The organism is Duncaniella muricolitica (genome assembly GCF_910574735.1).
GTDB classification, from domain to species: domain Bacteria; phylum Bacteroidota; class Bacteroidia; order Bacteroidales; family Muribaculaceae; genus Duncaniella; species Duncaniella muricolitica.
The window spans coordinates 31,518-56,807 of sequence record NZ_CAJTCF010000018.1 but is presented as its reverse complement, the minus strand read 5'-3'; the positions used below and the strand labels follow the sequence as shown (position 1 = coordinate 56,807).

Genomic DNA, 25,290 nt, shown 5'->3' with positions numbered 1-25,290 from the left:
ATGCTGACATTATAAACAGCTTCATATTTTGTAAAAAAACGATTTACTCTCGTTGGTTGCAACGAGGGAAGTTGTGCATGGGGGAGTACGACAAACCTACCTGAGTAGTTACATTATATCAAAACAATAGTTAAATTTGCCATGCATTTTCCAGCAGAAGTCCGCAAGGGGCTTGAGTGGTGGGAACTGTGACATTTTATTAATAGAAAGGCGTTTATTGACGCTTGTTTCTTGGCTTGTAGAAACTTCGCAACTTTCATACAACCATCGTCAAGGATCAAGGCAACAATAGATGTCCATGGATATGATTTGTACAACCGCGCTGTGTCAAGCGCGGTACATGTCATATAAGCGTGGGCTTCTGCGTTGCTCTCTTCCAACGATGATGGGCAATGCGAAGGCCTCTACAAGCTGGGAAAGAGCAAAGATACAGTTCCTACGCTTTTCTTGTATCTTTAACCATTTTTTTCCGGAGCGGGGAACTCAGCCGGGCTTTTTACTGACTTATGACACAGTTAAGGCTATTTTTAGTGGGATGTCTCACGTTTATGGCATCACATACTATCTCGGCACGCGACTTCTTTTTTGGATTCACATCCTATGGATCTAACTTTTGGATTGGAAGTGTCACCCAAATCCCTGTATTCCTTCTTAATGCATGTATTGGAGGTGGCTCAAATTCCATAGGCATGGATTGGCTATCAGTAAGCGCAGACAATAACAACAAAATAGACATCAGTAATGGAAACTATTTAGGATTCCATGCCCGTGACATGTTCAATAATTTCGGCTACGGAGCACAACTCACCTACATGCCACAATATTCCTGGTTTGGACTATGGGTCGAAGGAGGCTATAAATACCGTCAGTTCAGAATGAATCTTGACATTGAAGAGCAAGAGACCAACAAATACAAAGTGAACGCATGGTATGCAGGAGCCGGCATACGCCTTACCATAAAACCTCTTTTAGACAATAAAGGCTGGGCTCCTTTCATCGAATACGGAACTCGCTTCAATTCGGTATTCTCTCCCAAAGCCCCATTTGGCGGTGATTCCTCACAGTTTGGAGATGGTACTTCCATGAGAATGGGACTTGGAGTAAGGTTTCTTGGTGATGACATCAGCTACAATATCGCAGTCAATTACTCATTGCCACAATATGATTATTTCAATCGCAATTATACCATCAATGGCATCAAACCTTATGAACACATCAAAGGTCGCAACCATTCAGTTTTCCTAACAATTCAAATAGAACATTAAAATATTCCCCATGAAAATACATTCATTATCACCAATCGCTATAATAATCGGGATGATATTAACTGGAATGATAGCCTGTAGCAATACGTCGACCGAAAATAACAAAATCAATGGCTCCAAAAACAAGCATATTGTACCATCTGCATGGAATGCTCCCGAAGGCAAAGCGTTAGGTCAACTCGGCAATCGGCTCACAACCCTTTTATTAAAGCCCAAAAAGGTGGAAATGTATACAGTTGCATATCAAGACTCCATCAACAAAGAAGCTGTATATGTAGAACCAAACTTTGCTATTGATTCTCTTATCTGCCGACTTAACAAAGAGCAGATTGCCACGCTTAACTTCATACTTACGTCTGATACTTCCAATTACTCTCTCAGCAGGGATGCTATCCCGATGATACCACATCGTCCACAATGGGCTTTCGTTTTTCAAGACAAAAAGGAAAATGCAATCATATGGTACTCGCCATGCGACTTCACATGGGGTATACGCTATGACGGACGTGATATATTCTATTATAGTGTAAACCATCCATCGCTAATGTCATCATTCTGCAATCGTATTAACTCTCAAAAAAAATAAGTATGAAAACTTTATATGCAGTAATAATTCTACTGCTCTCTGCTATAACTTCTAATGCTCAGACATTCCATGCAATAGTATTCTGCAATACAATCGACAGGTCTATCGGAGAAAGTATGACTCTTGAACTCGCCAACGTTAGCCGCAACCTCGGTGTACTTGAAAAATTACTCGAAAACAATTATTATTTTTCTATAACGCGCATTGACGGATCAAACTGTACACGTGAGAATGTCAAAGCTACAATCGAAGATCTCGAAGTCGATTCTGATGATATAATTTTTGTATTTTACGGTGGACATGGCTCTCATGCTGTCAACAATCGACAGGATCCATGGCCTCAATTTTGCATGAACACTGGAGATCAATCCAAATGGGTGCCTATGGCACATGTTGACAAATGGGTATCTGCCAAACGTCCGAGACTAAGCATCATTGTGGCTAACTGCTGTAACGTTGAGCAGCCAGGTGTATCAGTCAAACCGATGTGGGCCAATAATGACCGTGCCACGAGTCTTGACGGGATGGATGCAAATGCTTTTCTAAAGTTATTCAGTTCAAAAGGCAGAATCCTGACAACATCAAGTAAACTCGGGCAATACTCTTGGTGCAACCGTGTATGCGGAGGGATATTTACCAATCAGTTTTGGGAATCAATGTGGAAAATTGGCAAAGGAGATATAAAGCCTGATTTTGAATCATTTCTAGCCTCAGCCGGAGCCGAACTCACGGTTCAGACCAACGAAGGTCCTGTAAAACAGACCCCTTATTACGAGACCTATCTCAACAATAACAAATCACCAATAACCAGACATATTGATAAGGACAAAGCCACAACACTTTCGGCTGCAATATCAAAACTGACAGACAAGTCAATCAGCCAAAGTTCGCGTCTTGAAATGATTCCAGGTATTCTCCATCAGTTCTTTAACAGTTCTTCAAAGGTTATATCAGTGGCCTCCGATATGAAAACAAATATCGACTATGAGGACGCCTCCGACTTTCTGCGACGCATATGTCTTTCACCGTATATCAAAGGGATTACCATATTGAACGATGACCCATCCTATTTAAAAATTCACGAACTCCGTTAATAACCGTTATTACCCATGAAACATACACTAATAGCCATAATCCTTTTCTTCTCTATGGCCTGTAACATGGCAATTGCAGCACAAGAGGGCCTATCCGAACAAGAAAGAAACATATTGTCTCAACGAGTAACACAAAAGGTCGAAGAATTCACACATTCCCTATCCAGAATGGTCGATGATACCCAAAGCAGAGATGTCCGCACAAGTCATCAGAAAAACATTCTTGGACTCACAATGGGAAAGGGAGATCCATACGACATTATTGAGGACGGTCGGGTAAAACACTCGACCGGAGTCAAAATGAAGACATCAAGTGTCAATCGAACAACAATAACGACTCAGTTACTCAAAACATATCTAAGACGTCTTTATGACCCTTCGATTGGTAAATCACAAATGCCGTACAAAAAAATACAAATAGAGACAGCTGATTTTGTAAAAGTTGACAATATTGAACAGGAAGGAGACCATTATGTGTGCAATGCCGTGTTCTACCAAAAATTCTATGGCACGCGTCGAGACGGATCACAATATATAGACTGGACAGCAAAAAGCATTAAATGCTATATTACACCAATTAAACTTCCCGATGGAAATGGTTATGACGTAAAACTAGCAGATATCTCCGTACTAAAAACCGAACGGATATAACATCATGAAACGTCTGACAATATTACTTTCGGCATGGATATTAATATTCTTGCATGGAAGCGCACAAACTCCTGGTACCACCACCATTCTTAACAACCTATTTCAACGTAATGTAAAGACCGTTGCTGAACTGTTCGACCGTTTCAACGGTATAGAATCTCATCCCGACATAAAACCGGACTCTATGTCAAGACGTAATAATATATTCGCCCTTGTAAGTCAGGATATCAACACGAACGGATTGAGCCGAACGGATTTCGATTGTTTCATCTACAACTTTGCCAACGATGTGGTTAAATGGGGCGGACAATTGAATACATCATCGGAAAATACTTGGGCCGAAGCCATATGCGACTTTGGATTTAATCGTAAAGCATTCAGACTCACATTGCTTCTAAAACAAGAATACAATACGAATGGCAACCGCAGATGGGCAATAACAGGGGTCAAAGGTCTGCGCGAAGGCGGTTTTTACAATAACAACACCTCAGCCATCAGCCCAGTTGATCATGAAATAGGATTCATTACATTTGATGATTATATCAATCATAATCGAGCGACGTCAGCCGAATTGCGTTCTTCGACATGTCAGATTGATGAACTATCAATGTTTCTCGGCCTTATTCGCTCTGAACAATTCAAGTTCATCAATACCATAAGTGTAAAATATCACGTACTTGACATTCCTGGCTACATCTTCACAATAGCACAGTCCACACGAAGCTCCGAGATGGGAGGCTGGACTATCACTATGCTTGAACCAGCCGGAGAGTTTGACAAACTAGATTTTATTAATCATCTTTTCGGACTTAATTAATTTCCACTATGAAACGACTATTTCTCATTTTTACAATTATCACAGGACTAACAGCAACAATACATGCCACAAACCCTCACTTCTACCATAGATTTGAAATAAATACCGGCAACCTATACAGTTTCACTGTCACAAATCTTCTTACGGCAGGTCTTAATAAAGCCAGTAATGACCGTCTTTTTGATAATTCATTTAATTACACTATATATAACTATGATGCTCCCGATTATAAAGTCAAAGAATATGATCGTATAGGAGTCTCTTTTAGAGATCTATTTGCCGATTCAAACATCGGCGTAAAACTCGGTTATCAAAGTTTCAATATGGGATTTTTCAATTGGGGCATATACGGCTCTGCACACTACCGAATAAATCAGTTCAAAACCGTAGCAAGCGATGCAACAATGCGACATAATATCCAACGTATACAGTTAGGTGGTGGATTAATGATAGCATTTGGCAGTATGGACAACGAAAACAAGGTCATACTTGAAGGAAGTTTACGTTACAATTTACCAGCATATTATCATATTAGCGGAATTAACGACAACCAAAAATCACTACTTGATAATGGACTTACTAGCTATTATGCCATACGTATGGGAGGCCTTGGACCGCTCAAAGGACTGGGAGTATTTATTGAAATACCACATTACAGCATGATAAAATCAGATGTTTATAAAATCAAGCCATATACATTTGGCCTCACTTATACAATCATGCCATGGGATATGTAAAGTTTATTTTATCAATCGCTATTATCGGACTGCCCCTGCTAACAGTCTACGCTCAAATCCGTAGAGCAACACCGTTGGTTGTAACCAATTTCTATAATGGAATTGAAAAAATGGGTTGTTGCAAATCCACATCAGAACTCGGCGAGCTAGAAGTATCAATGACAAGATGTTTTTTTAGATCGGAAGAGAGCGGCGTAGAATTACCAAACGATTTCAAATTTTTTGATCAAGACAAACATTCCATATCACACAACCTTGACATTCTTACTTCCAACAACTATGTCAATAAACTTAGCGAATACATTGCACAAAAAAAGATTCTATATCCGCGTATAAAAATCAGTACATACAGCGAGGAGGGAGGTTTTTTGCCGACTATGCAAGATATGAAAATATCAAAGGAAAGAGCATGGATACGCACTATTGTACGTAAATGTTATTCATTCAAAGGCGGGGGACCATCACTTGAAAAAGAATTTATAGATACTGTATATACTCATACAAAAGCTCAGAAAATACGAATGATATCCAACGGTAACGGTATTATGCCAACCAATAATATCGAACATCTACGTATCGAAGCCTCAAAAGCATATGAGAAGAAAGACTATAAAAAAGCTTATGAAATCATAAAACGGATTTCCGAGCTCAACGCAAGAGACTCTGAATCGTTTTTTCGACTCGCTGTCATGACCTTTTATGGAAAGGGAGTTCGTCAAAACAGGCATGAAGCCTTAGAACTCATGCGCAAATCCGCTTACAACAACAATGATGAATATGCAATTAAAGCCAGGACTGTAGTAAATCATTGGCAAAACAATCAGGTTATATTTTAACCACACACGAGACACACGCTGCGGCAACGCGGTATGTGTCTCGTTTCTTTTTATGCTCTACAACATAGTGCAAATTTCTCTCCAACACGCTGATATTTCGTATCTTTGCAGAAAACGTCAACATACGGTCACACCACAGACTCACCCCCCGAAAAACCACAGCTTATGCGAAAACAATTCATCATCTGCATCCTGATTGCCTCGGTCATGCTCCTGCCGGCATGCATGAACAGCGATAAAATCGACCAAAAGCTCCAAGCTCTGAATGAACAGTTGCAACAACAGCAGTCTGACTCCGAAATGTCACCCGAAGAGATACAGGAATTAATCGATAAAATCGAACTTTACACCACCCCCACACCCGGCATGGCCCGTGACATTGTCAATGAAAACCGCTATATCGACATCGATGTCAACGCCGTCGCCAAAAGCGTAAACGAATATCGGGAGGAGTCACGCCCAATCGACAAGACCTATACCGACAATCTGGCGATAGTCCGTGCGGCAAGCTACAGATACTTTTCACACGTAACACTGGACAATGGCCGATATACCGTCGGCAATATCACCGCCAAAGACCTCAACATGTCAGAGAGCACATTTGAGGCATTTCAGAAAGGACTGGAGGAATTGAATGTCTCACTCAGCACGATGGAGATGGAGCTGGATTCCATCCCCTTCCCGCAGAAAGAGCTCGACCGCATGCTCGAATAGCCCCTTAATCAAGAAAAAAATTCCGAGACAGGAGTCCGGGCGTGTGAAATCTCACTCCCATACTCCTGTCTTAACTTTTTTAACTTAACCTTGCGAAATTTTTTCAATGGCTTTTGTTGCTTTTTGTGCCTTTGCAGAGCCGTTTTCAGACATTCCGTCACTCTTTTCGGCATTTAGGTATTAGAGTAGAAAATATCGCTAAAAACGTATGTTTCACAACATATTTTTTTCGATTCGTTTATCCGAAAACAATTCTTACATTTGCATCGGTCAAGGACCGAAACAACAATATCAACACCTTATAAATACCCATCAAAATCTTAAGCCATGGATATTAATAATATTCTGAGTGGGCTTGAAGCCAAGCACCCCGGCGAAAAAGAGTACCTGCAGGCCGTAAAGGAAGTTCTCATCTGCGTAGAGGACGTTTACAACCAGCATCCCGAATTTGAAAAAGCAAAAATCATCGAGCGCATGGTAGAGCCCGACCGCATCGTCACATTCCGCGTGACCTGGGTTGACGACCGTGGCGAGGTGCAGAACAATATTGGTTATCGCGTACAGTTTAACAATGCCATCGGTCCCTACAAGGGCGGCATCCGTTTCCACGCATCTGTCAACCTCTCGATCCTGAAGTTCCTCGGCTTTGAGCAGACCTTCAAGAACGCCCTCACCACCCTCCCCATGGGCGGAGCCAAGGGCGGCAGCGACTTCTCGCCCCGCGGCAAGAGCGAGGCCGAGATCATGCGCTTCTGCCAGGCCTTCATCCTCTGCCTCTGGAAAAACCTCGGTCCCGACCGCGACGTTCCCGCCGGCGACATCGGCGTAGGCGGCCGCGAGGTAGGCTACATGTATGGCATGTATAAGAAACTCGTCAACGAGTGCACCGGCACCTTCACCGGCAAGGGTCTCGAATTCGGCGGCTCACGCATCCGTCCCGAGGCTACCGGATTTGGCGCACTCTACTTCGTGCAAAACATGCTCGCCAAGAAAAACGACTCCATCGAAGGCAAGACCATCGCAGTGTCGGGCTTCGGCAACGTGGCATGGGGCGCAGCCCTCAAGGCCACCCAGCTCGGCGGCAAGGTTGTGACCATCTCGGGTCCCGACGGATATATCTACGACCCCGAAGGCATCTCGGGCGAGAAGATCGACTATATGCTCTATCTCCGCGCAACAGGCGAGGACATCGTGGCTCCCTATGCCGAGAAATATCCCGAAGCTACATTCTATCCCGGCCGCAAGCCCTGGGAGCAGAAGGTGGACATCGCTCTGCCCTGCGCCACCCAGAACGAGGTCAACGGTGATGACGCCAAAGCTCTCGTGGCCAACGGCGTGCAGATCGTAGCCGAAGTGTCCAACATGGGTTGTACACCCGAGGCCATCGATACATTCATCGAAGCCCGCGTGAACTATGCTCCCGGCAAGGCTGTAAACGCCGGCGGCGTGGCCACCTCAGGTCTCGAAATGAGCCAGAACGCCGAGCATCTCCAGTGGAGTGCCGAGGAGGTCGACGACCGTCTCCACGAAATCATGAGCAACATCCACACACAGTGTGTAGAGCACGGCACCGAGCCCGACGGCTTTATCAACTACATGAAGGGAGCCAACATCGCCGGCTTCATGAAGGTAGCCAACGCCATGATCGGACAGGGCATCATCTAATCCGGGACTATCAAAATTCAGCAGCCGGACTCTCCGGCTGACCACAAGATAACATCCATCTAACATCCTTACCTTAGGGGAGCGCGCGGACACCGTAACACCGCGTGCTCCTTTTTTATTTCCCATAGTTATAAATGGCTTACGGCATACAGCCGGGCCCGGACTTTTATCTTAACTTTTTAAGCTCCATCAACTTTTTAAACCATAAGTTTTGTTATTAGTGATATAATTGCGACCTTTGCACCAAATTTTTTCATTTACCGCATTGCTTCTCCTCACCATGCCGACCATCCATCCCGACATATCATTACCATACACAACCTCACGGATACACAACACTTAAATCTACAATAAAAAACTACCATGGTAACAGCAATCGTCATTTTCTTCATTCTCGGCTATCTGTGCATAGCACTCGAGAGTGTGCTAAAAATCAACAAAGCCGTGCCCGCACTGCTCATGTGTGTGGTATGCTGGACACTCTATGCCTGTGGCGGCGGTCCGGCCGACGGCGAGACATCCGAACGTCTGCTCCATCATCTGGGCGAGACGTGCGAGATACTCTTCTTCCTTATGGGCGCGATGACAATCGTAGAGATTGTCGATGCCAACGGAGGCTTCTACTTCGTGCAGGACGCCCTCGCCACCAAGAGCAAGCGAGCTCTGCTGTGGCGCATCACATTCATGACATTTTTCCTCTCGGCCATCCTCGACAACCTCACCACGAGCATCGTCATGGTGATGGTGCTGCGCAAACTGGTGGCCGACAGCAAAGACCGCATGCTCTTCGGAGGCATGATCATCATCGCAGCCAATGCCGGCGGCGCGTTCTCGCCCATCGGCGACGTCACCACCATCATGCTGTGGATCAAGGGCATGATTTCGACCGGCGGAGTCATCAGCCAGTTGCTCCTGCCCTCGCTCGTGTCGGCCTTCGTGTCGATGCTCTGCGTGAGCCTCTATCTCAAGGGCGAGCTGGAGATGCCCAAGCATGACGAGGCTCCCGGCGCGGCCAATAATCCCGACCGCCTGCTCATACTCTGCGTGGGCGTGGGCGGCCTCATCTTCGTGCCAATCTTCCGTATGCTCACCGGCCTCGCACCCTTCATGGGCATACTCCTCGCACTCGGTGTGCTGTGGCTCGTGAGCGAATATCGCTGCAACCGCAACGCGCTCTTCTGCGAATCAAGCCATCTCAAAGTGACCACACTCCTCTCACGCATCGACATGGCCACCATCCTCTTCTTCCTCGGCATACTTCTTGCCGTGGCCACTCTTCAGGAGACCGGCGTGCTCACCTCGTTTGGCGCATGGCTCAACGAGGCCTCCGACGGCAACCACTATCTCGTCACAGGCATCATCGGCGTCGTGTCGAGCATCGTCGACAACGTGCCCCTCGTAGCCGGATGCATGGAGATGTATCCCATCGCCCCCTCAGGCGACTTTGGCGTCGACGGACTCTTCTGGCAACTGCTGGCCTACTGTGCCGGCGTGGGCGGCTCGATGCTCATCATCGGTTCGGCCGCAGGCGTCGTGGTCATGGGTCTGGAGAAAATCAGCTTCGGATGGTATCTGCGCCGCTTCACCTGGATAGCCTTTGTCGGCTACGTGGCAGGTATCGCGGTCTATGCCCTCGAGACACTCTTCTTCTGACATCGGCCTACGGCAGGGCGTGGTCTTTTAGAGTTTAACAGTTAACAGTTTAAAGTTTAGCATATGCTCTCATTTAACATTAACACTCCGATATTACGCATGATTCCGGGACTGCTCTTCCTCGCCCTCGCCACATCCTGTATCGACAGTCATAGCTCCGGGAGTGATGACGCTTGGACAACCGCCGACGACGGTGATGAGCTCTTCGAGACCTCCGACCTCTCGCTCTTCGAGCTGCGCCACCGCGTCAAGCGCGTCACCACGACGACCTTCTATAACGTCACCCCGGGCCCCGACTCGGTAGCCATCGACACAACGGCTGTAAAACCGCTCGTGACAACAGTCTATTTTGACCAGTTGGGCCACTACGTGCCGCGCCGCGACGAGCGCGTCAAGCGTGACGAGTGGGGACGCATCATCCGTTGGGAAGACCGCCGCCCCAACCTGCGCCGTCTCCACGGAGGTTTTCTCAAGGACACGCTCACCTACCGGCACGATTCGCCCAACGTGGTGCGCACCTCGGGCATGGGCGACTATGCCGTGACCGTCTATGATAACAACCGCCGCGTGGTGGGTCAGTACACCGACCCTCTGGCCGACGGCGAGCACACCGCGGTGTTTAACCTCTATCGCAAGGAGGACCGTCGCGGCAACTGGACCGAACGCCTCAGCGTATGGACCACACAGACGACGGGCGCACGCCCTCACGTGTCATACTCACTCGACCGAAGAGAAATCACATACTATTGACTCCTATGATTTAAAGAGTTAAGATAGTCAAGAAAGTTAAGGCAGGAATACATGAGTTTAACTGATCGGACTGTAAGAGGTTGCCGATTAAAAAACTCCCGTACCCCCGCCTTAACTTTTTTAAATCATTAAATTTCATTAACACCAAACAGACCAATTTACCGAAAATGTTGGTCTGTTTGACGCAAAATTAGTGGGATAATTTTCATATTTAACATTTATTTGGTTATTTTGTAACTACTCAGGTAGGTATGCCGTACTCATATTATGACGAAACAATAGCAGCTTAACGTTCAATTATCACTTCGCATTTGACGCTCATAAAAGCTATTGAATATCAAGAAAATAAACATTATTTTACTTGCATATTTGTTTTTTTTTTGTACCTTTGTAGGTGAAATGAAGGCAAAGAAATCAGCAAATAGCAAAGTTCCCAGCAGGGCGTTACATGCCAAGAGTCGCAAGGATTCTTGTACAAACAACGTACACCCTGACGTAATTCTTGACGCTGATGAAGCATTGCGATATATTCTTGGAAGACTAACAAAACTCGAAGATGAAGTAGCTCCGATAAAGATTGAGAATAAGGAGTTGAAAAAGCGTAATGGATACCTTGAGTCGCAACACAGACAAGATCTTGCAAAAATCAAGAAACAGAATGCGGAAATCTGCACACTAAAGGCTCGTCTCGACAAATTGGAGAAACCAAAGAAAGATAGCCACAACAGCAACACACCTCCGTCTAAGGAAGATATTGCAGCCTCCGAGGAGAGGAAGCGTACAAAGTCATTGCGTGAGCCATCTGGCAAGAAGTCAGGAGGTCAGCCAGGACATAAGGGAAGTACTTTGCAAAGGGAAGAGAGATCTGATTTTTATGTAGAGGTACCATTGGACAACTGCCCGGACTGCGGTGAAGATTTGTCAAATGTTTCGGGTATTCAGAAGATGACTCGCCAGATGATAGATATAAACTTCCCGGCTCCAGTCATAACCCAGTACTCCATATTGGAGAAGGTTTGCCCTAATTGTGGGCATACTGTATGCAGCGAGTTTCCGGAAGGTGTAAACGGAGACGTATTCTACGGCCCGAATGTACAGGCCCTGGTTGTATATCTTTGTGAAGAGCACGCTGTATCATACCAGCGTATCAAAAGGCTCATGAATGATATGTTCCATATAGACATGAGTGAGGGTACGATCAACAATATAGTGCAAAGGATGACCAAGCGGGCAAGAGCACTTTACGAGAGAATCAAGTCAAAGATAGGCAAGTCTCCAGTAGCTGGCGCAGATGAGACGGGTATAGACATTGCGGGAGTCTTGCATTGGCTGTGGGTATGGCAGACAGAGACTGCGTCTTTTTTCAAAGCACATGCAAAACGTGGTCACAAAGCAATAGATGATACATTTGACAAGGGACTCCCAGATACAGTACTTGTAACGGACAGGCACGGAGCTTACTTCAGCATGAATGTCAAGACCCACCAGATTTGCCTCGTACATCTCCAGCGTAATCTCGTTTATCTGACAGAGTTGCAACCTGAAAACCAATGGCCCAAGGACATGCTCAATCTCATAACAGACGCAATGAAGCAACGCAGAGAAAAAGCATGGGACGAAATAGACCGTGAAGGGTTGAAAAAACGACTGGACGAACTACTTGACGGACCTCTTGGAACTGAAGACAAGGAGTTTACTGGTATGCAGAAGGGATTGTCTGGTAAAAAGGACTATATCTTCACTTTCCTTGACAACCCTGATGTCCCATATGACAATAATGCAAGTGAACGGGCAGTTAGACCGGCAAAGACGAAGCAGAAAGTCGCAGGACTTTTCCGTACGTTCCTTGGAGCCGAAGCGTATGCAGTAATACACTCCGTCATTGATACTGCCAAAAAGCAAGATCTTTCTCCGTTCCGTGAGTTGCAATTAATAGCACAGCTCAAACCGAGCATGCTGACATTATAAACAGCTTCATATTTTGTAAAAAAACGATTTACTCTCGTTGGTTGCAACGAGGGAAGTTGTGCATGGGGGAGTACGACAAACCTACCTGAGTAGTTACGTTATTTTGCGTCAAATCACAGCACAGGTAACTACAACACCTGACATATATTCAGAGATTATACATACATAATTTACCTTCCAGTTTATGAGACTTTCTCATCTCCTTGCCATATCCCTATGTGGCATATCATCTGTCGCATGCCATGTCGACGAAATCGAGGTGCCAAGCGAAGAATTGTTCACGCGTTCGTTTATCAAAGAATTTGGCATAGCCGACTCAGACCAGGAGGAGATAGGCGAAAAGCCTCAGGTGCAATCATGGATTATCGGATGCGAGGACCTGGGCAGCAGCTTTGACTTCGACTTCAACGACGCGGGGTTTGGCGTGTCACACTTCTCAACCGACGACAAATCACAGAACTATCTCAAGGTCAAGGCTCTCGCCGCCGGCGGCACACTGCCCATACAGCTCTTGTGGACCGACCCCGCCGGAACCACCCACAATGTAGGCACCGACTATGACAAGACATATCTCAGATGGAACAATTGGTTTGGTGTCGACAATGTGTCACAGATCATAAACTGCAACCATAGCAACGACGGCGACGCTTATGAGGGGGCCACTGTGACCATACCGCTCGACCGATTTCCCGACTATACCATCACGGCCGACAATTTCAAGGACGGCACCCCCTATCTGATGGGAGGCTTCTCGCTGGCCGTGTATGACAATAATGGCTTTGAGATATCCCGCGAGGTCAAGCCCATAGGCAACTACACGGACGATGCCGAGAGATGGACACGCACGCCTCAGATGATACTCGTCCACAGCGGATGGAAATGGCCCGTAGAGTGCCGCCCTATATTTGACGCCTACGACGGACGCACATCCTTTGGCGACTCGCACTCCCAGAAGATGTCGGGTTTCAGAGACTGGGTGCAGGACAAGTTTGCAATCGACTGGACCGAACATATCAGCACCCCCTCATATGTCACCGACCACAGGTGGACAGGCGAGGCGGAGCCCGATATCACGAAATAATATGATTGGCTATATGCTTTGACGTTTATATGACTATATATTCCCTGTAATCAAGCACTTTCACTGCATAAAAACACATTTTGCTCAAATAACATAAAAGCACAACCGACCTGACACTCATTGACTGACCAGCCTCTCTCCACAATATAGCATAAGCGCAGAATGAAAAATTCAGGTAATTAAACAGTGAATAATAGATAGATAGTAGCATCCCCCCGCATGCCGCAGATGGCAAGCGGGGGTTTTTACTTACATTTGAGCAAGCTCAGATGTAAAGATTATGAGGTTATAAGAGGGCGGACTTCTCTATATTCAAGATAAAACTGTAACCATTTATTTGAGCAAGCTCAAATAAATGGTTACACAGAGTTATAGCTTACAAGAAGTTTGTGCTATGCACGAGGCTATAAGCCGATGAGACAATAAGGCTCATAAAAACCTCAACCTCACAACCTTATAGCCTTTGATTTGAGTAGGCTCAAATCAAATAAGAGCGTGTCCGGTCATCTCGGAGGGCTGCCGGAGACCCATGATCTTGAGGATAGTGGGAGCCACATCGGCCAGACGGCCGTCTTCTACATGAGCATCCTTATTGTCAGAGATATAGACACAGGGCACGGGATTGAGCGAATGAGCGGTATTGGGAGTCCCGTCGGGATTTATGGCATTGTCGGCATTGCCGTGGTCAGCGATGATGATAGTCTCATAACCGGCAGCCTTGGCAGCCTCCACAGTGTCGCGCACACACTCGTCGACAGCCTTGACAGCCTTGCATATAGCCTCATAGATGCCGGTGTGGCCCACCATGTCACCGTTGGCATAGTTCACAACGATGAAATCATACTTCTCCTCCTTGATAGCCTCCACGAGCTTGTCCTTAACCTCATAGGCACTCATTTCTGGCTTGAGGTCATAGGTAGCCACCTTGGGAGAAGCCACGAGGATACGTTCCTCGCCCTCGTAGGGAGTCTCGCGTCCGCCGTTGAAGAAGAATGTCACGTGGGCATACTTCTCTGTCTCGGCTATGTGAAGCTGCTTCTTGCCCTCGCTGGAGAGATATTCGCCAAGAGTGTTGCTGACGTTCTCCTTGGGGAAGAGGATATGCACGCCGGTAAACGAAGCGTCATAGGGAGTCATGCAGTAATACTGCAGTCCGGGGATAACCTTCATGTCGGCCTCGGGGATATCGTGCTGTGTGAGAGCCACAGTGAGCTCCTTGGCACGGTCGTTGCGATAGTTGAAGAATATCACGGCGTCGCCCTCCTTGATGGTGCCGTCGACGGTCGAGTTGTTGATCGGCTTGATAAACTCGTCGGTCACGCCCTCGGCATAGCTATCCTCGACAGCCTTGACCATATCAGTGGCCTGAGTGCCCTCGCCCTTTACGAGCAGGTCATAGGCAACCTTTACGCGCTCCCAACGCTTGTCGCGGTCCATGGCATAGTAGCGGCCGACAATCGAGGCCACGACGCCCGCGCTCTTGGCACAGTGGGCCTGAAGCTCCTCGATGAAACCCTTGCCGCTGCGGGGGTCGGTGTCGCGGCCGTCCATGAAGCAGTGGATATAGACTTTCTCCAGGCCATACTCCTTGGCAATGTCACAGAGGGCATAGAGATGGTCGAGCGACGAGTGAACGCCACCGTCACTGGCGAGGCCCATGAAGTGGATGGCCTTGCCGTTATCGCGGGCATAAGTGAACGCGCTGACGATTTCGGGGTTCTTGAGTATTGACTTGTCGGCACACGCCTTGTTGATTTTCACGAGGTCCTGATACACCACGCGACCCGCGCCTATATTGAGGTGACCCACCTCCGAGTTGCCCATCTGGCCGTCGGGCAGACCTACGTTCTCGCCCGAAGCCTGGAGCTCGCTGTGGGGATAAGAGTTCATGAGATAGTCCCAGTAGGGAGTGGGAGTTGACGAGATGGCATCGCTCTTGGTGTGGTTGCCGATGCCCCATCCGTCAAGGATGATTAACAATGCTTTCTTTGCCATAATAATATATGTACGCTTATTGAAGTTGTTTTGTTTTCGTTTGACGGCTGCAAAGTTACGAAAAATTTTCGTGGAGTCTCTTGTTTTCTTATAGTTTATCTTATAGTTATCTTATGGTTAAGAGAGACCGGCTATAAGAGACGCACGAAGGGAGCTCCTCGGGATAATGGGTCACAAATATCAGCGATGAAGCACGGACCTCGACAATAGCGTCGATGACACGGCGCACACGCTCCTTAGCCGTCGGGTCAAGCCCCTGAAACGGCTCATCAAGCACCAGCAGAGCCGGCTGTCGCGAAAAAGCACGCGCCAGCAACACCATACGCTGCTCGCCCGACGAAAGTGCCGAAAAATCACGCTCAGCCAGATGACTGATAGCCAGACACTCAAGCCATGCATCGGCAATCGCGCACTCACGCTCGGTGTGCAGTCTGTAACGCTCCAGCACAGGACGCATCCCCTCGACAACTATTCCCCTCACAGTGAGCCGACTACGGAAATAAAGCTGTATCTCGGGACACACATAGCCCACATTGTTCTTAATGTCCCATATCGACTCGCCCGAGCCACGCTTATGGTCAAAGATAACTATATCATTTGCATAGGCCTGCGGATTGTCACCACACACCATACTAAGCAACAACGACTTGCCCGAGCCGTTAGGCCCCGTAAGCATCCACCGTTCCCCGCGCTTAACCTCCCAATCGAGCCCCGAAAAAATATCGCGGCCGCCATATCCGGCCCGGCCATTGCGTATGCTGAACGCTACAGCATGGTCAGGCACAGGCGCGGGAGCCTCGGGAAGCGTCACATGCACCGGCAGCTCCATTGCCGCACAGCCATCAGGCCGTGTTGTCCCTACAAACCGACACCCACACATAGCAAGCACCGCGTCGGCCGTGTCGGGCACTTCGTCAGGGTCGGAGAGCAGAAGCACAATATGAAGCCCTCGGTCACGCAGAGCGGCAAGGGCGTCGCGCAGCTCGGCCCGAGAAGGAGAGTCGAGACCGATAAACGGATTGTCGAGCACAAGAATATCGGGAGCCGCAAGCAATGCGTTTATAATAAGCAGCTTGCGCAATTCGCCGCTCGACAGATAGTTGATGCGTTTGGCAGCTACATCGCGCAGTCCGAGACGGCCACACATGTCGTGCCACATCTCGCTCTCCATGGCTTTGCCGAATATCTCGCCCACCACGGGCACGTATTCGTTTTCGCTCGACTCGAGACGCTGGTCATAGCGTAAGACATCGACTCCGGTAAAGGAGTGTATATCTGTAAAGGCCAGCATCCTGACCTTCATGCCGTCTCGCTGAAACTTCAGACGGTTGCCAAATCCATAGCGTCCGCGTTCTATCACATAGCCGAGCGTAGTCTTGCCCGCACCGTTTGGTCCGACCACCACCGTGATGCCGGCGTGTATGCCGAACCCCTCGGCCCCACTGAGCGTCACCTGTCCGAAGCAGAGCGTCGGGGAGAGAAATTCTATAATGTAATCCATAGGGGCAAAGTTACGAAGAAAAAGGAGGGGATACAAAAGTTTCTCCGAAAGACATAGGCAATATGAGAGGACACAACATCGCTGAATTACACCGAAAAAACACCTCCATTTGTAAAATTTTGTAATAATCTCACTATTCAACATCCTCTGAAAAGGTTAATTGACTTCAAAAAGATAGAGTGGTTATAAACTCAATTCGGATTTTTAAAACCACAAAACTCTGCCACAAAAGTAGAAATTAAAGATAATTTGCGCGTAATATGGACAAACCATGACCGCGCGAAAAGTGTTAACTTTGCAAACTCAAACGTTTCAACTATGTCATTTGCAAAAAGTCTCTATATACCCGTCTTGCTGATTTTATCCTCAGGACTATTCTCCTCACTCACCGCTGCCCGCACAGGGCGCGAGGTGCCCATACGCTTCGGCGACATGGAACACTGGACACAACGCAACATCACCGAATCGGCCGTCATCGGAGGTGCGAAAAAGACACTCTTTGAGATAGCCATCGACAGCGTTATCAACGGCAACATCCCCTATCGCAACCTCGGAGGTTCTCCCTGGGGCACATCCAATGTCATGGCCAAGGTGGCCGGAGTGGTCAAGACCAACAACACCGTGAGCCCCGACACCCACCGTGGCGGACGCTGTGCCAGACTATCCACCCACATAGAATCGCTCAAAGTGCTTGGCGTCGTCAACATCAACGTGCTCGCGGCAGGCTCGATATTTCTCGGTGACGTGCGCGAACCCATCACCGGCACCAAAGAGGGGCTCAAAAGCATCAACTGGGGTATTCCGTTCAAAAACCGCCCCCAAGCCCTGCGCTTTGACTATAAGGTAAAGACACCCGGCACACCCAACCGCATCAAGCAGACAGGCTTCAGCCACAAATCGACCGTTCCCGGCCCCGACTATGCCGTGGCTGTGCTACTGCTGCAGAAACGCACCGAGGATGCCTCTGGCAACATCTCGGCCAAACGCATCGGCACACTGGTGGTGAAATATGGCAAATCGACCGCCGGATGGGTGGAAAACGCCACATACGAAATACTCTACGGCGACATCTCCGGCCGCAGCGACTATGACCCCTCGCTCATGGGGCTGCGCGACTATGACTATGCCACCAATAGCAAAGGTGTCAACGTAAAAGTCACCGAGACCGGATGGGCCGACCCCCGCGAGACACCGACCCATCTGATGGTACAGTTCTCGTCAAGCCATGGCGGAGCCTATATTGGAACCCCCGGCAACACCCTCTGGGTCGACAACGTCCGCCTCGTATATTAGTCCGCGTTTGCGGAAGGTTATAAGGTTATAAGGTTATGAGGTTATAAACAGGCTTGCGCGACGCAACGCCCCCGAAACTTTATACTCTAAACTTTAAACTCATCCCCCGCTATTAAAATATGCGACTTATACGTACATACCTGCTTCTCGGACTTATTCTTATGCACGGAGCATGCGCATTGGCCGACACTCCGGCCGACACCATAACCGCCGACGCGACACGTCAGGGACTGGTGAATCGTATTCTCGCATATTTTGCCGACGCCAACAAAAGCAAAAACTCCTCAGGCCTGGACTTCAGCCTCATCGGCGGCCCCTACTACACCTCCGACATAGGCGTAGGCATCGGGCTCGTGGCATCGGGACTCTACGGCACCGGCGTGGCCGACTCGCTGATACCTCCCTCCAATATAGGCATTTTCGGCAAAATCAGCACCAAAGGATTTGCCACCATAGGCGTCGACGGCACCCATATATCGCCGGCCGACACCTATCGAGTGACCTATCTTACGGAATTTTTCGCCGACCCGAGCGACTACTGGGGCATAGGCCACGAGATGGGCAACAACGACGCCAACAAGTCAAGCATGAAACGCATCGGCATCAAAGCCGAGGGCGCGATGCTCTTTCACGTAGGCTCAAAGCTCTATATCGGCCCTATGGTGGCTCTCGACTATATACACGCCTTCGAGATAGAGCGGCGCGACCTCCTCGACGGCATGCGCTCCACCACATGGAGCTACGGGGCTGGCGTCAAACTGACTTACGACACTCGCGACGTGCTCACCAATCCACACCGCGGCATCTATGCCTCGGTCACACAGTGTTTCCGGCCCAAGTTTCTGGGCAACCGCTACGCCTTCAGCTCGACCGAAGTGCAGTTTGACGCCTACCGCACCCTCTGGACCGGAGGCATACTCGCGTGTGACTTCCGATCCAAATTTGATTTCGGCAATCCTTCCTGGCACATGATGGCCCAGACCGGCGGCTCACACTTCATGCGCGGCTATTACGAAGGCCGTTATCGCGACAAACACATGATGGCGGCCCAGGTGGAACTGCGCCAGCACGTGTGGCGCAGAAGCGGCATCGTGGTGTGGGGAGGCGTGGCCACTGTGTTCGACCGCCTGAGCGACGTGATGATGAGCCGTCTGCTCCCCAACCTTGGCGCGGGCTACAGATGGGAGTTCAAGAAGGATGTCAACGTGCGCCTTGACGTCGGATTCGGCAAAAGCGGCCAGTGGTCATTCATGTTTGGCATAAACGAGGCCTTCTGACAATAATTTCTGATTTCCGGGGTTATATTAAGGTATGACAAATAATGCAAATAACAGTAAAATCAAACCGGCGTGGCTTCTGACGGCCACCCTCATAGTGCTCCTGCTCCCCAACATCGTGCTCTCCGTCACCGAGCCGATGACCCTGATGGCCCGCATATGCAACATACTCCTCCCCGCAGGAGTGTATATGATGTTGCTCTCGCTGCTGCGCAATCCCGCTCGGAGCGTGTGGATGCTCTTTCTGCTGATATTTCTCTCTGCTTTCCAACTCGTGCTGCTCTATCTCTACGGCCACTCCATCATAGCCGTCGACATGTTTCTCAACCTCGTGACCACCAATTCGGCCGAGGTCACAGAACTGCTCGGCAGCATGCTCCCCGCCATGATAGGCGTGACGGTGATATTCGTGCCCTTACTCTATGTAGCCGCCACCCACGCGCGCTCGGCCGCCTACGTCATATCCCCCTCTCTTCGCCGCCTCATGCGCCGCGGAGGTCTTGCCGCGGCCATCGCCGGAGCGGCATGCATGGCCGTGTGCTATGCCGGTGGCAACTACCGTGCCAAGGACAGTCTCTATCCCCTCAACGTGTGCTACAACATGTATCTCGCCGTCGACCGCTCAGCCCGCACCGCCGCCTATGACGAGACCAGCCGCGACTTCTCCTTCCAAGCCGTAGCCACCCATCAGGCCGACTCGCTCCCCGAGATATACGTGCTGGTGATAGGCGAGACAGCCCGGGCCGAAAACTTCGGTCTCTACGGCTACAACCGCGACACCACGCCACTCCTGAGCGCGGAGGAGGGTCTGATAAAGTTTCCGCGGGCCTATACCCAGTCCAACACCACCCACAAGAGCGTGCCCATGCTGCTCTCGGCCGCCTGTGCCGGAGACTATGACCGCATATATCGTGAGAAAGGGATAATCGCAGCCTTCCGCGAAGCCGGATTCCACACCACATTCCTGTCCAACCAGCGGCCCAACCACTCGTTTATCGACATCTTCGGCTGCGAAGCCGACTCGTGGCAGTTTCTCAAAGAGACACTCCCGGCCGACTCCAATCTCTGCGACCTCGACATGCTCGAGCCGGTAAAACAACTCCTCGCCGACCGCAGCCGGCCGCAGCTCATAGTGCTCCACTCCTACGGCTCACACTTCAACTATCACGAGCGTTACCCGCGCTCAATGGCACGGTTTACCCCCGACCTGCCCGACGAAGTGACCCCCACCAACCGCCCAAGCCTGCTCAACGCCTATGACAACACCATAGCCTATACCGACCACGTCCTCCACTCACTCATCACCGAGCTGCGGCGCGACAACGCCACGGCCGCGTTGCTCTACACCTCCGACCATGGCGAAAACATCTTTGACGACGATCGCGAACTCTTTCTCCATGCCTCGCCACGCCCGTCGGTCTACGAGCTCCACGTGCCCCTGCTCATATGGCTCTCCGAAAGCTACCGCGAGCGTCACCCCGACACGGCATCACACCTCGCCGGCAACACCTCACGCTTGGTCCAGACCTCGGCATCGGTATTCCACACCATGCTCGACATAGCCGGCATCTCCACCCCCCTGCGGGCCGACTCGCTCTCAGTGGCATCGCCGCACTTCACCTCCACCCCCTACCGCTATCTCACCGACCGCAACGAAGCTGTAAGCTGGGACATAAACGACAAATAAAATATCACCTGCTCATAGGAGCAGGCTACTGTCAGAACATTATTTTCAGCGAAAAGCCCTTGTAGTCACCTGAGATTACCGGAGCCAGAGAGCTCTCTATGCGTCGCGTCGGCTGACTGTCATAAGCCATGTCGCCATCCGCCCCGGGGAGAGACAGACACCCCGCGCAATGAGTGTTGCGCCCGCGAAACAGGTCGACAACCTCGTTGACCGGATCGATAAGAAACACCACCACATTGCCAAGCACCTTCGACCCTAACAGATGGTAATCATTCTCGACAATACTGCGCTTGGCCCGGTAAAAGCCCTCGCCAATCACACTGCCCACGAGCGGAGTGATAAAAATATCCTGTATCGAAGGCCGCTCCATAAACGCCTCTATGCCAAACTCCCACCCTATGGTCGACACACACGCGCTGTAGAGCAGCGACCGCCAGAAATTAAATCCGCACGAACGCGCCGCCATAAAATAAGCCGCCCCCGCATAGGGATGTAACACATAGTTGAATATCGGATTGTCATGGTCAATCTCAGGCCCCGACCTTATCACATGATTATACCAACGCTTGAAGAGAGGCACATCCTGAATCTCGGCACGGTTCCACGACGTAGCGTCGGCCGGCAGACACTCCAGCACCAGCAGCGTGCCCACATAGGCACTCGCCAGCACAGTCGTGTTGGTCCACATACGCTTCCAGTCGGGACTATTGAAAGTCATCGAATAAGGATGACAATATATCGACCTGTCATCGGGCACCGTCACGATAGCCGGATGAAACACCCCGGCCACAGCCGTATCGAGAGCACACGTGTCGGCCACATCGTCAAGCTCCACCTCGACCACCTCGGCCATCGACCCGGCCACATCGACCGAATCGGGATATATCACCGCAAAAAACGGATCGCTCTCCCCGCCTCGGACACAAGGCAGAGACAACACACACAATATAATAACAGATATGATTCTTACCATAAATAAACTCATTGAAACGTTCTCACAATATTACAACCACAACACGTCTCAATGAGTTCATTTAAGCCCTCAGGCTCAACCTAACGTGTCGGTTGTGTGTTATGATTATACACGTATATATTAAAACTGTTTAATTATGAGACGACTGGTATGCATGGTCATAACAATGACCTTCGCCGCGATGGCGGCGATGGCCGACACGCAGGCCGACTTCAACCGTTACATCAAAGCATATAACTCGCAGGTGGCATCGCGGCAATATCTGCCCGCGGCTCGTTCGGCCGTGGGGGCGGCGATGGCTTGCGCCGAGGCCCGCAACTATGAGGGAGCCTTCAAGCTGCTGGGCGGTCTCGAGAAGGTCATGGCCGAGCGCGGCGTGACGGCCGACTCGCTCCCGCAGCCTTATTTCTATCTGGCCAAGGGCCGATATGACCTCTACCGCATGACCAAAAACAACGGTCAGGCCGAGGCTTGGCTCAATAAGATGGCCAAGTATGCCAAAGAATCCGGCTCACGCGACATTACCAACGACATGCTTTTTACCGAGGCGCAGTATTATTATTCGGTGGGCCGGACGGCTCTGGGCCAACGATGCATAGCGCGCCTGATCAAGCAATATGAGTCGGGCAAGGACTACCGTGCGGCCGACTCGGCCTATCAGAAGCTCATCGACCAGGCTGTGACGGCCAACGATGCGGGGCTCGTCGAACGCACCTATGAGAGTTACATGCAGTGGAGCGACTCCATCGAGGCTCTCAACAACGACTCGGAGCTTGGCAAGGTCAAGCAGGAGATGGCGCAGACCGAGGCCACGGTGGCAGAGAAGCAACACACCATCAATTCGCGCACCAGTCTGATGGTGATTTTTATCACTCTTTTTGTCATCGCGGTTGCCGCACTCGGGCTCGGGGCGGTGTTTTATCAGCGCGTGCTTGTCAAAAACCGCCGCATGAAGCGGCTGGCACGCGAGGCCGAGGAGCGCACTGCTGCCAAGAGCGAGATGCTTCAGAACATGTCGTCGACCCTCGAGCCGGCTCTGGAGAGTCTCGACCCGTCCAATCCGGCCGTGCAGACCATCAAGGGCTACATGCGCAAGGTGGGCGAGCTCTCGGAGGTGGACAGCGCGCCGGCCGTCGACCCCTCTACGCTCGTGGAGGTCAACATCGAGCAGATGGCCTCGCAACTGGCCGATGCCGTCAGACCCCGTCTGCGCAAAGGGGTGACCCTTCATCTCGACGGCACACGCGGCATGGCTCGGCTCGACCGCGAGGGTGTGGAGAAGATTCTCACCCATCTGCTTGACAATGCGGCAAAATATACGCCCGAAGGGGGCAAAATCACACTTTCCTATCGCAAACGCGGGGCCAACAGCCACCAGTTTGCAGTCACCGACAACGGTCCCGGCATCCCTGCTGCCGATCGCGAGGGACTGTTCCGTCCCTTTGACTCGGCCCATGACCTTGCGGAAGGAGGCGACCGTCTCGGGCTCCCCATCTGCGCGCTCCGTGCCGAGAAGATGGGCGGCACGCTCTCACTTGACCCCTCGGTGACCCGCGGCGCATCGTTTGTGCTCTCGATTCATTCGTGACGCGCGTGATGTCCCGGACTCCGTCATGATTTATCGGAGCCTCATTCAGCTCACCGTATCAATATAAAAAAGAAGAATGGAAAATCGGCCTTGCGGAGCCTGATTTTCCATTCTTCTTTTATAATTTTAAATTCCAAAGCCTGTTTATTGCGCATATTGACGCTGGCGGGAGAGGTATCGGTCGAGGGCCTCGGTGGCAGGGATGGTATAGGGTGTGCCGTCGGGATGGGCATACACCACATATTCGCCCAACGCAGCCTTGCGGCGGAGGGTACGCTCGACACTCAGGCGCATGCCGTGAGTCACGCGGTCAACATATGTCTGATGTTCTTCTGCGGTCATTTTTTGTGATGGTTATTATTCGCAAGATTGAGAGAGAGGCAGTGTATGTGTGTCACTTATTGTCGGGATTGTCTTCGTTCTCTTGCGAAGAGTGAATTATTTGACTGTATTTCAGGTTATCTATAATCGCTTTGTCGGTGGCCACAAGGTGCTGGTTGCCCTCTGAGTTGTCAAAGATTATCCAGGTGTCCACTATGGGGAGGAATATGTCGCGGAGGTTTTCGAGTCCGGCCCAGTAACGACGTTCGATGACGTCGGGCTGGATATTGTGTCCGCCTTCGGCTACGCGTCGCGCCACACGGTCTTTGGCCTGCTTGACCGACGAGAGCCATATGTACACGAGGTTGACCTTATAGCCGAGCTTTTGTGCTTTTTTAACGAGTATGGCATAGCTCTTGGCCGAGAGAGTGGTCTCAATGGCAAAGGTTTTTGCCGCGTTGAGCAACCATTCGATGCGTTGCAACATAAGTTTGCCGGCCAGTATGGCCATCTCGGCGGGATTGAAAGGCGAGAGCCCTTTGGCTATCTCGTCGGCGTTGACATACTCCTGACAGTCAAGCAGATCAGGCAGCAGAGAGTATGACGCGGTCGATTTCCCGGCCCCGTTGCATCCGGCTATTATGTAGAGAGAAGGTTGCATCAGCGCAAAGTTACTGAAAATCTCCGAGCTTTGCAAGAGAAAAATTTCACCGCGATGGTCTATGCCGTGGACGAGGCAACAGATACCCTCTAAAAAATATCCCCCTCGCCCTGTGCGGGCGAGGGGGATGTGGGTGACTCATGGCCTGGAGAAAGCTATGTCAGCCTCCACGGCTAT

22 protein-coding genes are annotated in these 25,290 nt (G+C 50.0%); 17 read left to right on the top strand and 5 right to left on the bottom strand.

What is annotated here, in order from left to right; translation table 11 throughout:
• Positions 1 to 548 precede the first annotated feature (548 nt).
• The 13 genes from QGT73_RS05595 to QGT73_RS05535 all read left to right on the top strand — a co-directional run bounded on the left by QGT73_RS05595 (position 549) and on the right by QGT73_RS05535 (position 13,817).
• A complete protein-coding gene (locus QGT73_RS05595; protein ID WP_280121804.1) occupies positions 549 to 1,265 on the top strand; it encodes a hypothetical protein in 717 nt (238 codons plus the stop codon).
• Between the two features lie 10 nt (positions 1,266 to 1,275).
• Positions 1,276 to 1,851, top strand: coding sequence for a hypothetical protein (locus QGT73_RS05590; protein ID WP_280121803.1), 576 nt, complete (start codon positions 1,276 to 1,278; stop codon positions 1,849 to 1,851).
• A gap of 2 nt (positions 1,852 to 1,853) precedes the next feature.
• A complete protein-coding gene (locus QGT73_RS05585) occupies positions 1,854 to 2,945 on the top strand; it encodes a caspase family protein (RefSeq protein ID WP_280121802.1) in 1,092 nt (363 codons plus the stop codon).
• A 66-nt stretch (positions 2,946 to 3,011) separates the two neighbouring features.
• Complete coding sequence (locus QGT73_RS05580; RefSeq protein WP_280121801.1) at positions 3,012 to 3,596, top strand: hypothetical protein; 585 nt, start codon at positions 3,012 to 3,014, stop codon at positions 3,594 to 3,596.
• A 4-nt stretch (positions 3,597 to 3,600) separates the two neighbouring features.
• A complete protein-coding gene (locus QGT73_RS05575) occupies positions 3,601 to 4,413 on the top strand; it encodes a hypothetical protein (RefSeq protein ID WP_280121800.1) in 813 nt (270 codons plus the stop codon).
• A gap of 8 nt (positions 4,414 to 4,421) precedes the next feature.
• Positions 4,422 to 5,150 carry a hypothetical protein gene (locus QGT73_RS05570; RefSeq protein ID WP_280121799.1) on the top strand — a complete coding sequence of 243 codons (729 nt, stop codon included), beginning with the start codon at positions 4,422 to 4,424 and terminating at the stop codon, positions 5,148 to 5,150.
• A complete protein-coding gene (locus tag QGT73_RS05565) occupies positions 5,138 to 5,986 on the top strand; it encodes an SEL1-like repeat protein (protein WP_280121798.1) in 849 nt (282 codons plus the stop codon). The genes QGT73_RS05570 and QGT73_RS05565 overlap by 13 nt, the downstream gene beginning before the upstream one ends.
• Positions 5,987 to 6,151: 165 nt before the next feature.
• On the top strand, positions 6,152 to 6,700 hold the full coding sequence (locus QGT73_RS05560) for a hypothetical protein (RefSeq protein ID WP_280121797.1): 549 nt from the start codon (positions 6,152 to 6,154) through the stop codon (positions 6,698 to 6,700).
• 327 nt (positions 6,701 to 7,027) lie between these two features.
• Entirely contained in the window at positions 7,028 to 8,365 is a 1,338-nt protein-coding gene (gene gdhA / locus QGT73_RS05555) for an NADP-specific glutamate dehydrogenase (protein WP_280121796.1), read from the top strand.
• 363 nt (positions 8,366 to 8,728) lie between these two features.
• Positions 8,729 to 10,018 (top strand): sodium:proton antiporter NhaD, encoded by a 1,290-nt coding sequence (gene nhaD, locus QGT73_RS05550; RefSeq protein WP_280121795.1) that lies wholly within the window; start codon positions 8,729 to 8,731, stop codon positions 10,016 to 10,018.
• A 63-nt stretch (positions 10,019 to 10,081) separates the two neighbouring features.
• Positions 10,082 to 10,768 carry a hypothetical protein gene (locus QGT73_RS05545; protein ID WP_280121794.1) on the top strand — a complete coding sequence of 229 codons (687 nt, stop codon included), beginning with the start codon at positions 10,082 to 10,084 and terminating at the stop codon, positions 10,766 to 10,768.
• A gap of 330 nt (positions 10,769 to 11,098) precedes the next feature.
• Positions 11,099 to 12,736 carry an IS66 family transposase gene (gene tnpC, locus QGT73_RS05540; RefSeq protein WP_082640712.1) on the top strand — a complete coding sequence of 546 codons (1,638 nt, stop codon included), beginning with the start codon at positions 11,099 to 11,101 and terminating at the stop codon, positions 12,734 to 12,736.
• 184 nt (positions 12,737 to 12,920) lie between these two features.
• Positions 12,921 to 13,817 carry a hypothetical protein gene (locus tag QGT73_RS05535; protein ID WP_280121793.1) on the top strand — a complete coding sequence of 299 codons (897 nt, stop codon included), beginning with the start codon at positions 12,921 to 12,923 and terminating at the stop codon, positions 13,815 to 13,817.
• 483 nt (positions 13,818 to 14,300) lie between these two features.
• Here QGT73_RS05535 and gpmI read toward each other — a convergent pair whose 3' ends face one another.
• Positions 14,301 to 15,812, bottom strand: a complete 1,512-nt coding sequence (gene gpmI, locus QGT73_RS05530; RefSeq protein WP_280121792.1) for a 2,3-bisphosphoglycerate-independent phosphoglycerate mutase — start codon at positions 15,810 to 15,812, stop codon at positions 14,301 to 14,303.
• A 106-nt stretch (positions 15,813 to 15,918) separates the two neighbouring features.
• Positions 15,919 to 17,313: an ATP-binding cassette domain-containing protein gene (locus QGT73_RS05525; RefSeq protein ID WP_280121791.1), complete on the bottom strand. Its 1,395-nt coding sequence runs from the start codon at positions 17,311 to 17,313 to the stop codon at positions 15,919 to 15,921.
• A 318-nt stretch (positions 17,314 to 17,631) separates the two neighbouring features.
• On the opposite strand from QGT73_RS05525, the gene QGT73_RS05520 reads away from it, so the two are divergent.
• The 3 genes from QGT73_RS05520 to QGT73_RS05510 all read left to right on the top strand — a co-directional run bounded on the left by QGT73_RS05520 (position 17,632) and on the right by QGT73_RS05510 (position 21,570).
• Positions 17,632 to 18,606, top strand: a complete 975-nt coding sequence (locus QGT73_RS05520; protein ID WP_280121790.1) for a PCMD domain-containing protein — start codon at positions 17,632 to 17,634, stop codon at positions 18,604 to 18,606.
• Positions 18,607 to 18,725: 119 nt separating this feature from the next.
• Entirely contained in the window at positions 18,726 to 19,883 is a 1,158-nt protein-coding gene (locus QGT73_RS05515) for a BamA/TamA family outer membrane protein (protein ID WP_280121789.1), read from the top strand.
• Positions 19,884 to 19,917: 34 nt separating this feature from the next.
• Entirely contained in the window at positions 19,918 to 21,570 is a 1,653-nt protein-coding gene (locus QGT73_RS05510; RefSeq protein WP_280121788.1) for a phosphoethanolamine transferase family protein, read from the top strand.
• Positions 21,571 to 21,601: 31 nt separating this feature from the next.
• Here QGT73_RS05510 and QGT73_RS05505 read toward each other — a convergent pair whose 3' ends face one another.
• Positions 21,602 to 22,459, bottom strand: a complete 858-nt coding sequence (locus tag QGT73_RS05505; RefSeq protein WP_280121787.1) for a DUF3943 domain-containing protein — start codon at positions 22,457 to 22,459, stop codon at positions 21,602 to 21,604.
• Positions 22,460 to 22,679: 220 nt separating this feature from the next.
• Between QGT73_RS05505 and QGT73_RS05500 the strand changes: the two genes are divergently transcribed.
• On the top strand, positions 22,680 to 24,131 hold the full coding sequence (locus tag QGT73_RS05500; protein ID WP_280121786.1) for a sensor histidine kinase: 1,452 nt from the start codon (positions 22,680 to 22,682) through the stop codon (positions 24,129 to 24,131).
• Between the two features lie 144 nt (positions 24,132 to 24,275).
• Here QGT73_RS05500 and QGT73_RS05495 read toward each other — a convergent pair whose 3' ends face one another.
• Both QGT73_RS05495 and QGT73_RS05490 read right to left on the bottom strand, forming a co-directional pair.
• Positions 24,276 to 24,473: a hypothetical protein gene (locus QGT73_RS05495; RefSeq protein ID WP_123617718.1), complete on the bottom strand. Its 198-nt coding sequence runs from the start codon at positions 24,471 to 24,473 to the stop codon at positions 24,276 to 24,278.
• A gap of 52 nt (positions 24,474 to 24,525) precedes the next feature.
• The gene (locus QGT73_RS05490; RefSeq protein ID WP_280121785.1) at positions 24,526 to 25,113 is read right to left on the bottom strand and encodes an ATPase; all 588 of its coding nucleotides are present in this window, start codon (positions 25,111 to 25,113) and stop codon (positions 24,526 to 24,528) included.
• Between the last annotated feature and the right edge of the window lie 177 nt (positions 25,114 to 25,290).

What these genes read in the sequence shown, in the direction of transcription:
- QGT73_RS05595 (WP_280121804.1), top strand. Translation starts at nt 549, where the DNA reads ATGGCATCACATACTATCTCGGCACGCGACTTCTTTTTTGGATTCACA.
- QGT73_RS05590 (WP_280121803.1), top strand. Translation starts at nt 1,276, where the DNA reads ATGAAAATACATTCATTATCACCAATCGCTATAATAATCGGGATGATA.
- QGT73_RS05585 (WP_280121802.1), top strand. Translation starts at nt 1,854, where the DNA reads ATGAAAACTTTATATGCAGTAATAATTCTACTGCTCTCTGCTATAACT.
- QGT73_RS05580 (WP_280121801.1), top strand. Translation starts at nt 3,012, where the DNA reads ATGGCAATTGCAGCACAAGAGGGCCTATCCGAACAAGAAAGAAACATA.
- QGT73_RS05575 (WP_280121800.1), top strand. Translation starts at nt 3,601, where the DNA reads ATGAAACGTCTGACAATATTACTTTCGGCATGGATATTAATATTCTTG.
- QGT73_RS05570 (WP_280121799.1), top strand. Translation starts at nt 4,422, where the DNA reads ATGAAACGACTATTTCTCATTTTTACAATTATCACAGGACTAACAGCA.
- QGT73_RS05565 (WP_280121798.1), top strand. Translation starts at nt 5,138, where the DNA reads ATGGGATATGTAAAGTTTATTTTATCAATCGCTATTATCGGACTGCCC.
- QGT73_RS05560 (WP_280121797.1), top strand. Translation starts at nt 6,152, where the DNA reads ATGCGAAAACAATTCATCATCTGCATCCTGATTGCCTCGGTCATGCTC.
- gdhA (WP_280121796.1), top strand. Translation starts at nt 7,028, where the DNA reads ATGGATATTAATAATATTCTGAGTGGGCTTGAAGCCAAGCACCCCGGC.
- nhaD (WP_280121795.1), top strand. Translation starts at nt 8,729, where the DNA reads ATGGTAACAGCAATCGTCATTTTCTTCATTCTCGGCTATCTGTGCATA.
- QGT73_RS05545 (WP_280121794.1), top strand. Translation starts at nt 10,082, where the DNA reads ATGCTCTCATTTAACATTAACACTCCGATATTACGCATGATTCCGGGA.
- QGT73_RS05535 (WP_280121793.1), top strand. Translation starts at nt 12,921, where the DNA reads ATGAGACTTTCTCATCTCCTTGCCATATCCCTATGTGGCATATCATCT.
- gpmI (WP_280121792.1), bottom strand. Translation starts at nt 15,812, where the DNA reads ATGGCAAAGAAAGCATTGTTAATCATCCTTGACGGATGGGGCATCGGC.
- QGT73_RS05525 (WP_280121791.1), bottom strand. Translation starts at nt 17,313, where the DNA reads ATGGATTACATTATAGAATTTCTCTCCCCGACGCTCTGCTTCGGACAG.
- QGT73_RS05520 (WP_280121790.1), top strand. Translation starts at nt 17,632, where the DNA reads ATGTCATTTGCAAAAAGTCTCTATATACCCGTCTTGCTGATTTTATCC.
- QGT73_RS05515 (WP_280121789.1), top strand. Translation starts at nt 18,726, where the DNA reads ATGCGACTTATACGTACATACCTGCTTCTCGGACTTATTCTTATGCAC.
- QGT73_RS05510 (WP_280121788.1), top strand. Translation starts at nt 19,918, where the DNA reads ATGACAAATAATGCAAATAACAGTAAAATCAAACCGGCGTGGCTTCTG.
- QGT73_RS05500 (WP_280121786.1), top strand. Translation starts at nt 22,680, where the DNA reads ATGAGACGACTGGTATGCATGGTCATAACAATGACCTTCGCCGCGATG.
- QGT73_RS05495 (WP_123617718.1), bottom strand. Translation starts at nt 24,473, where the DNA reads ATGACCGCAGAAGAACATCAGACATATGTTGACCGCGTGACTCACGGC.
- QGT73_RS05490 (WP_280121785.1), bottom strand. Translation starts at nt 25,113, where the DNA reads ATGCAACCTTCTCTCTACATAATAGCCGGATGCAACGGGGCCGGGAAA.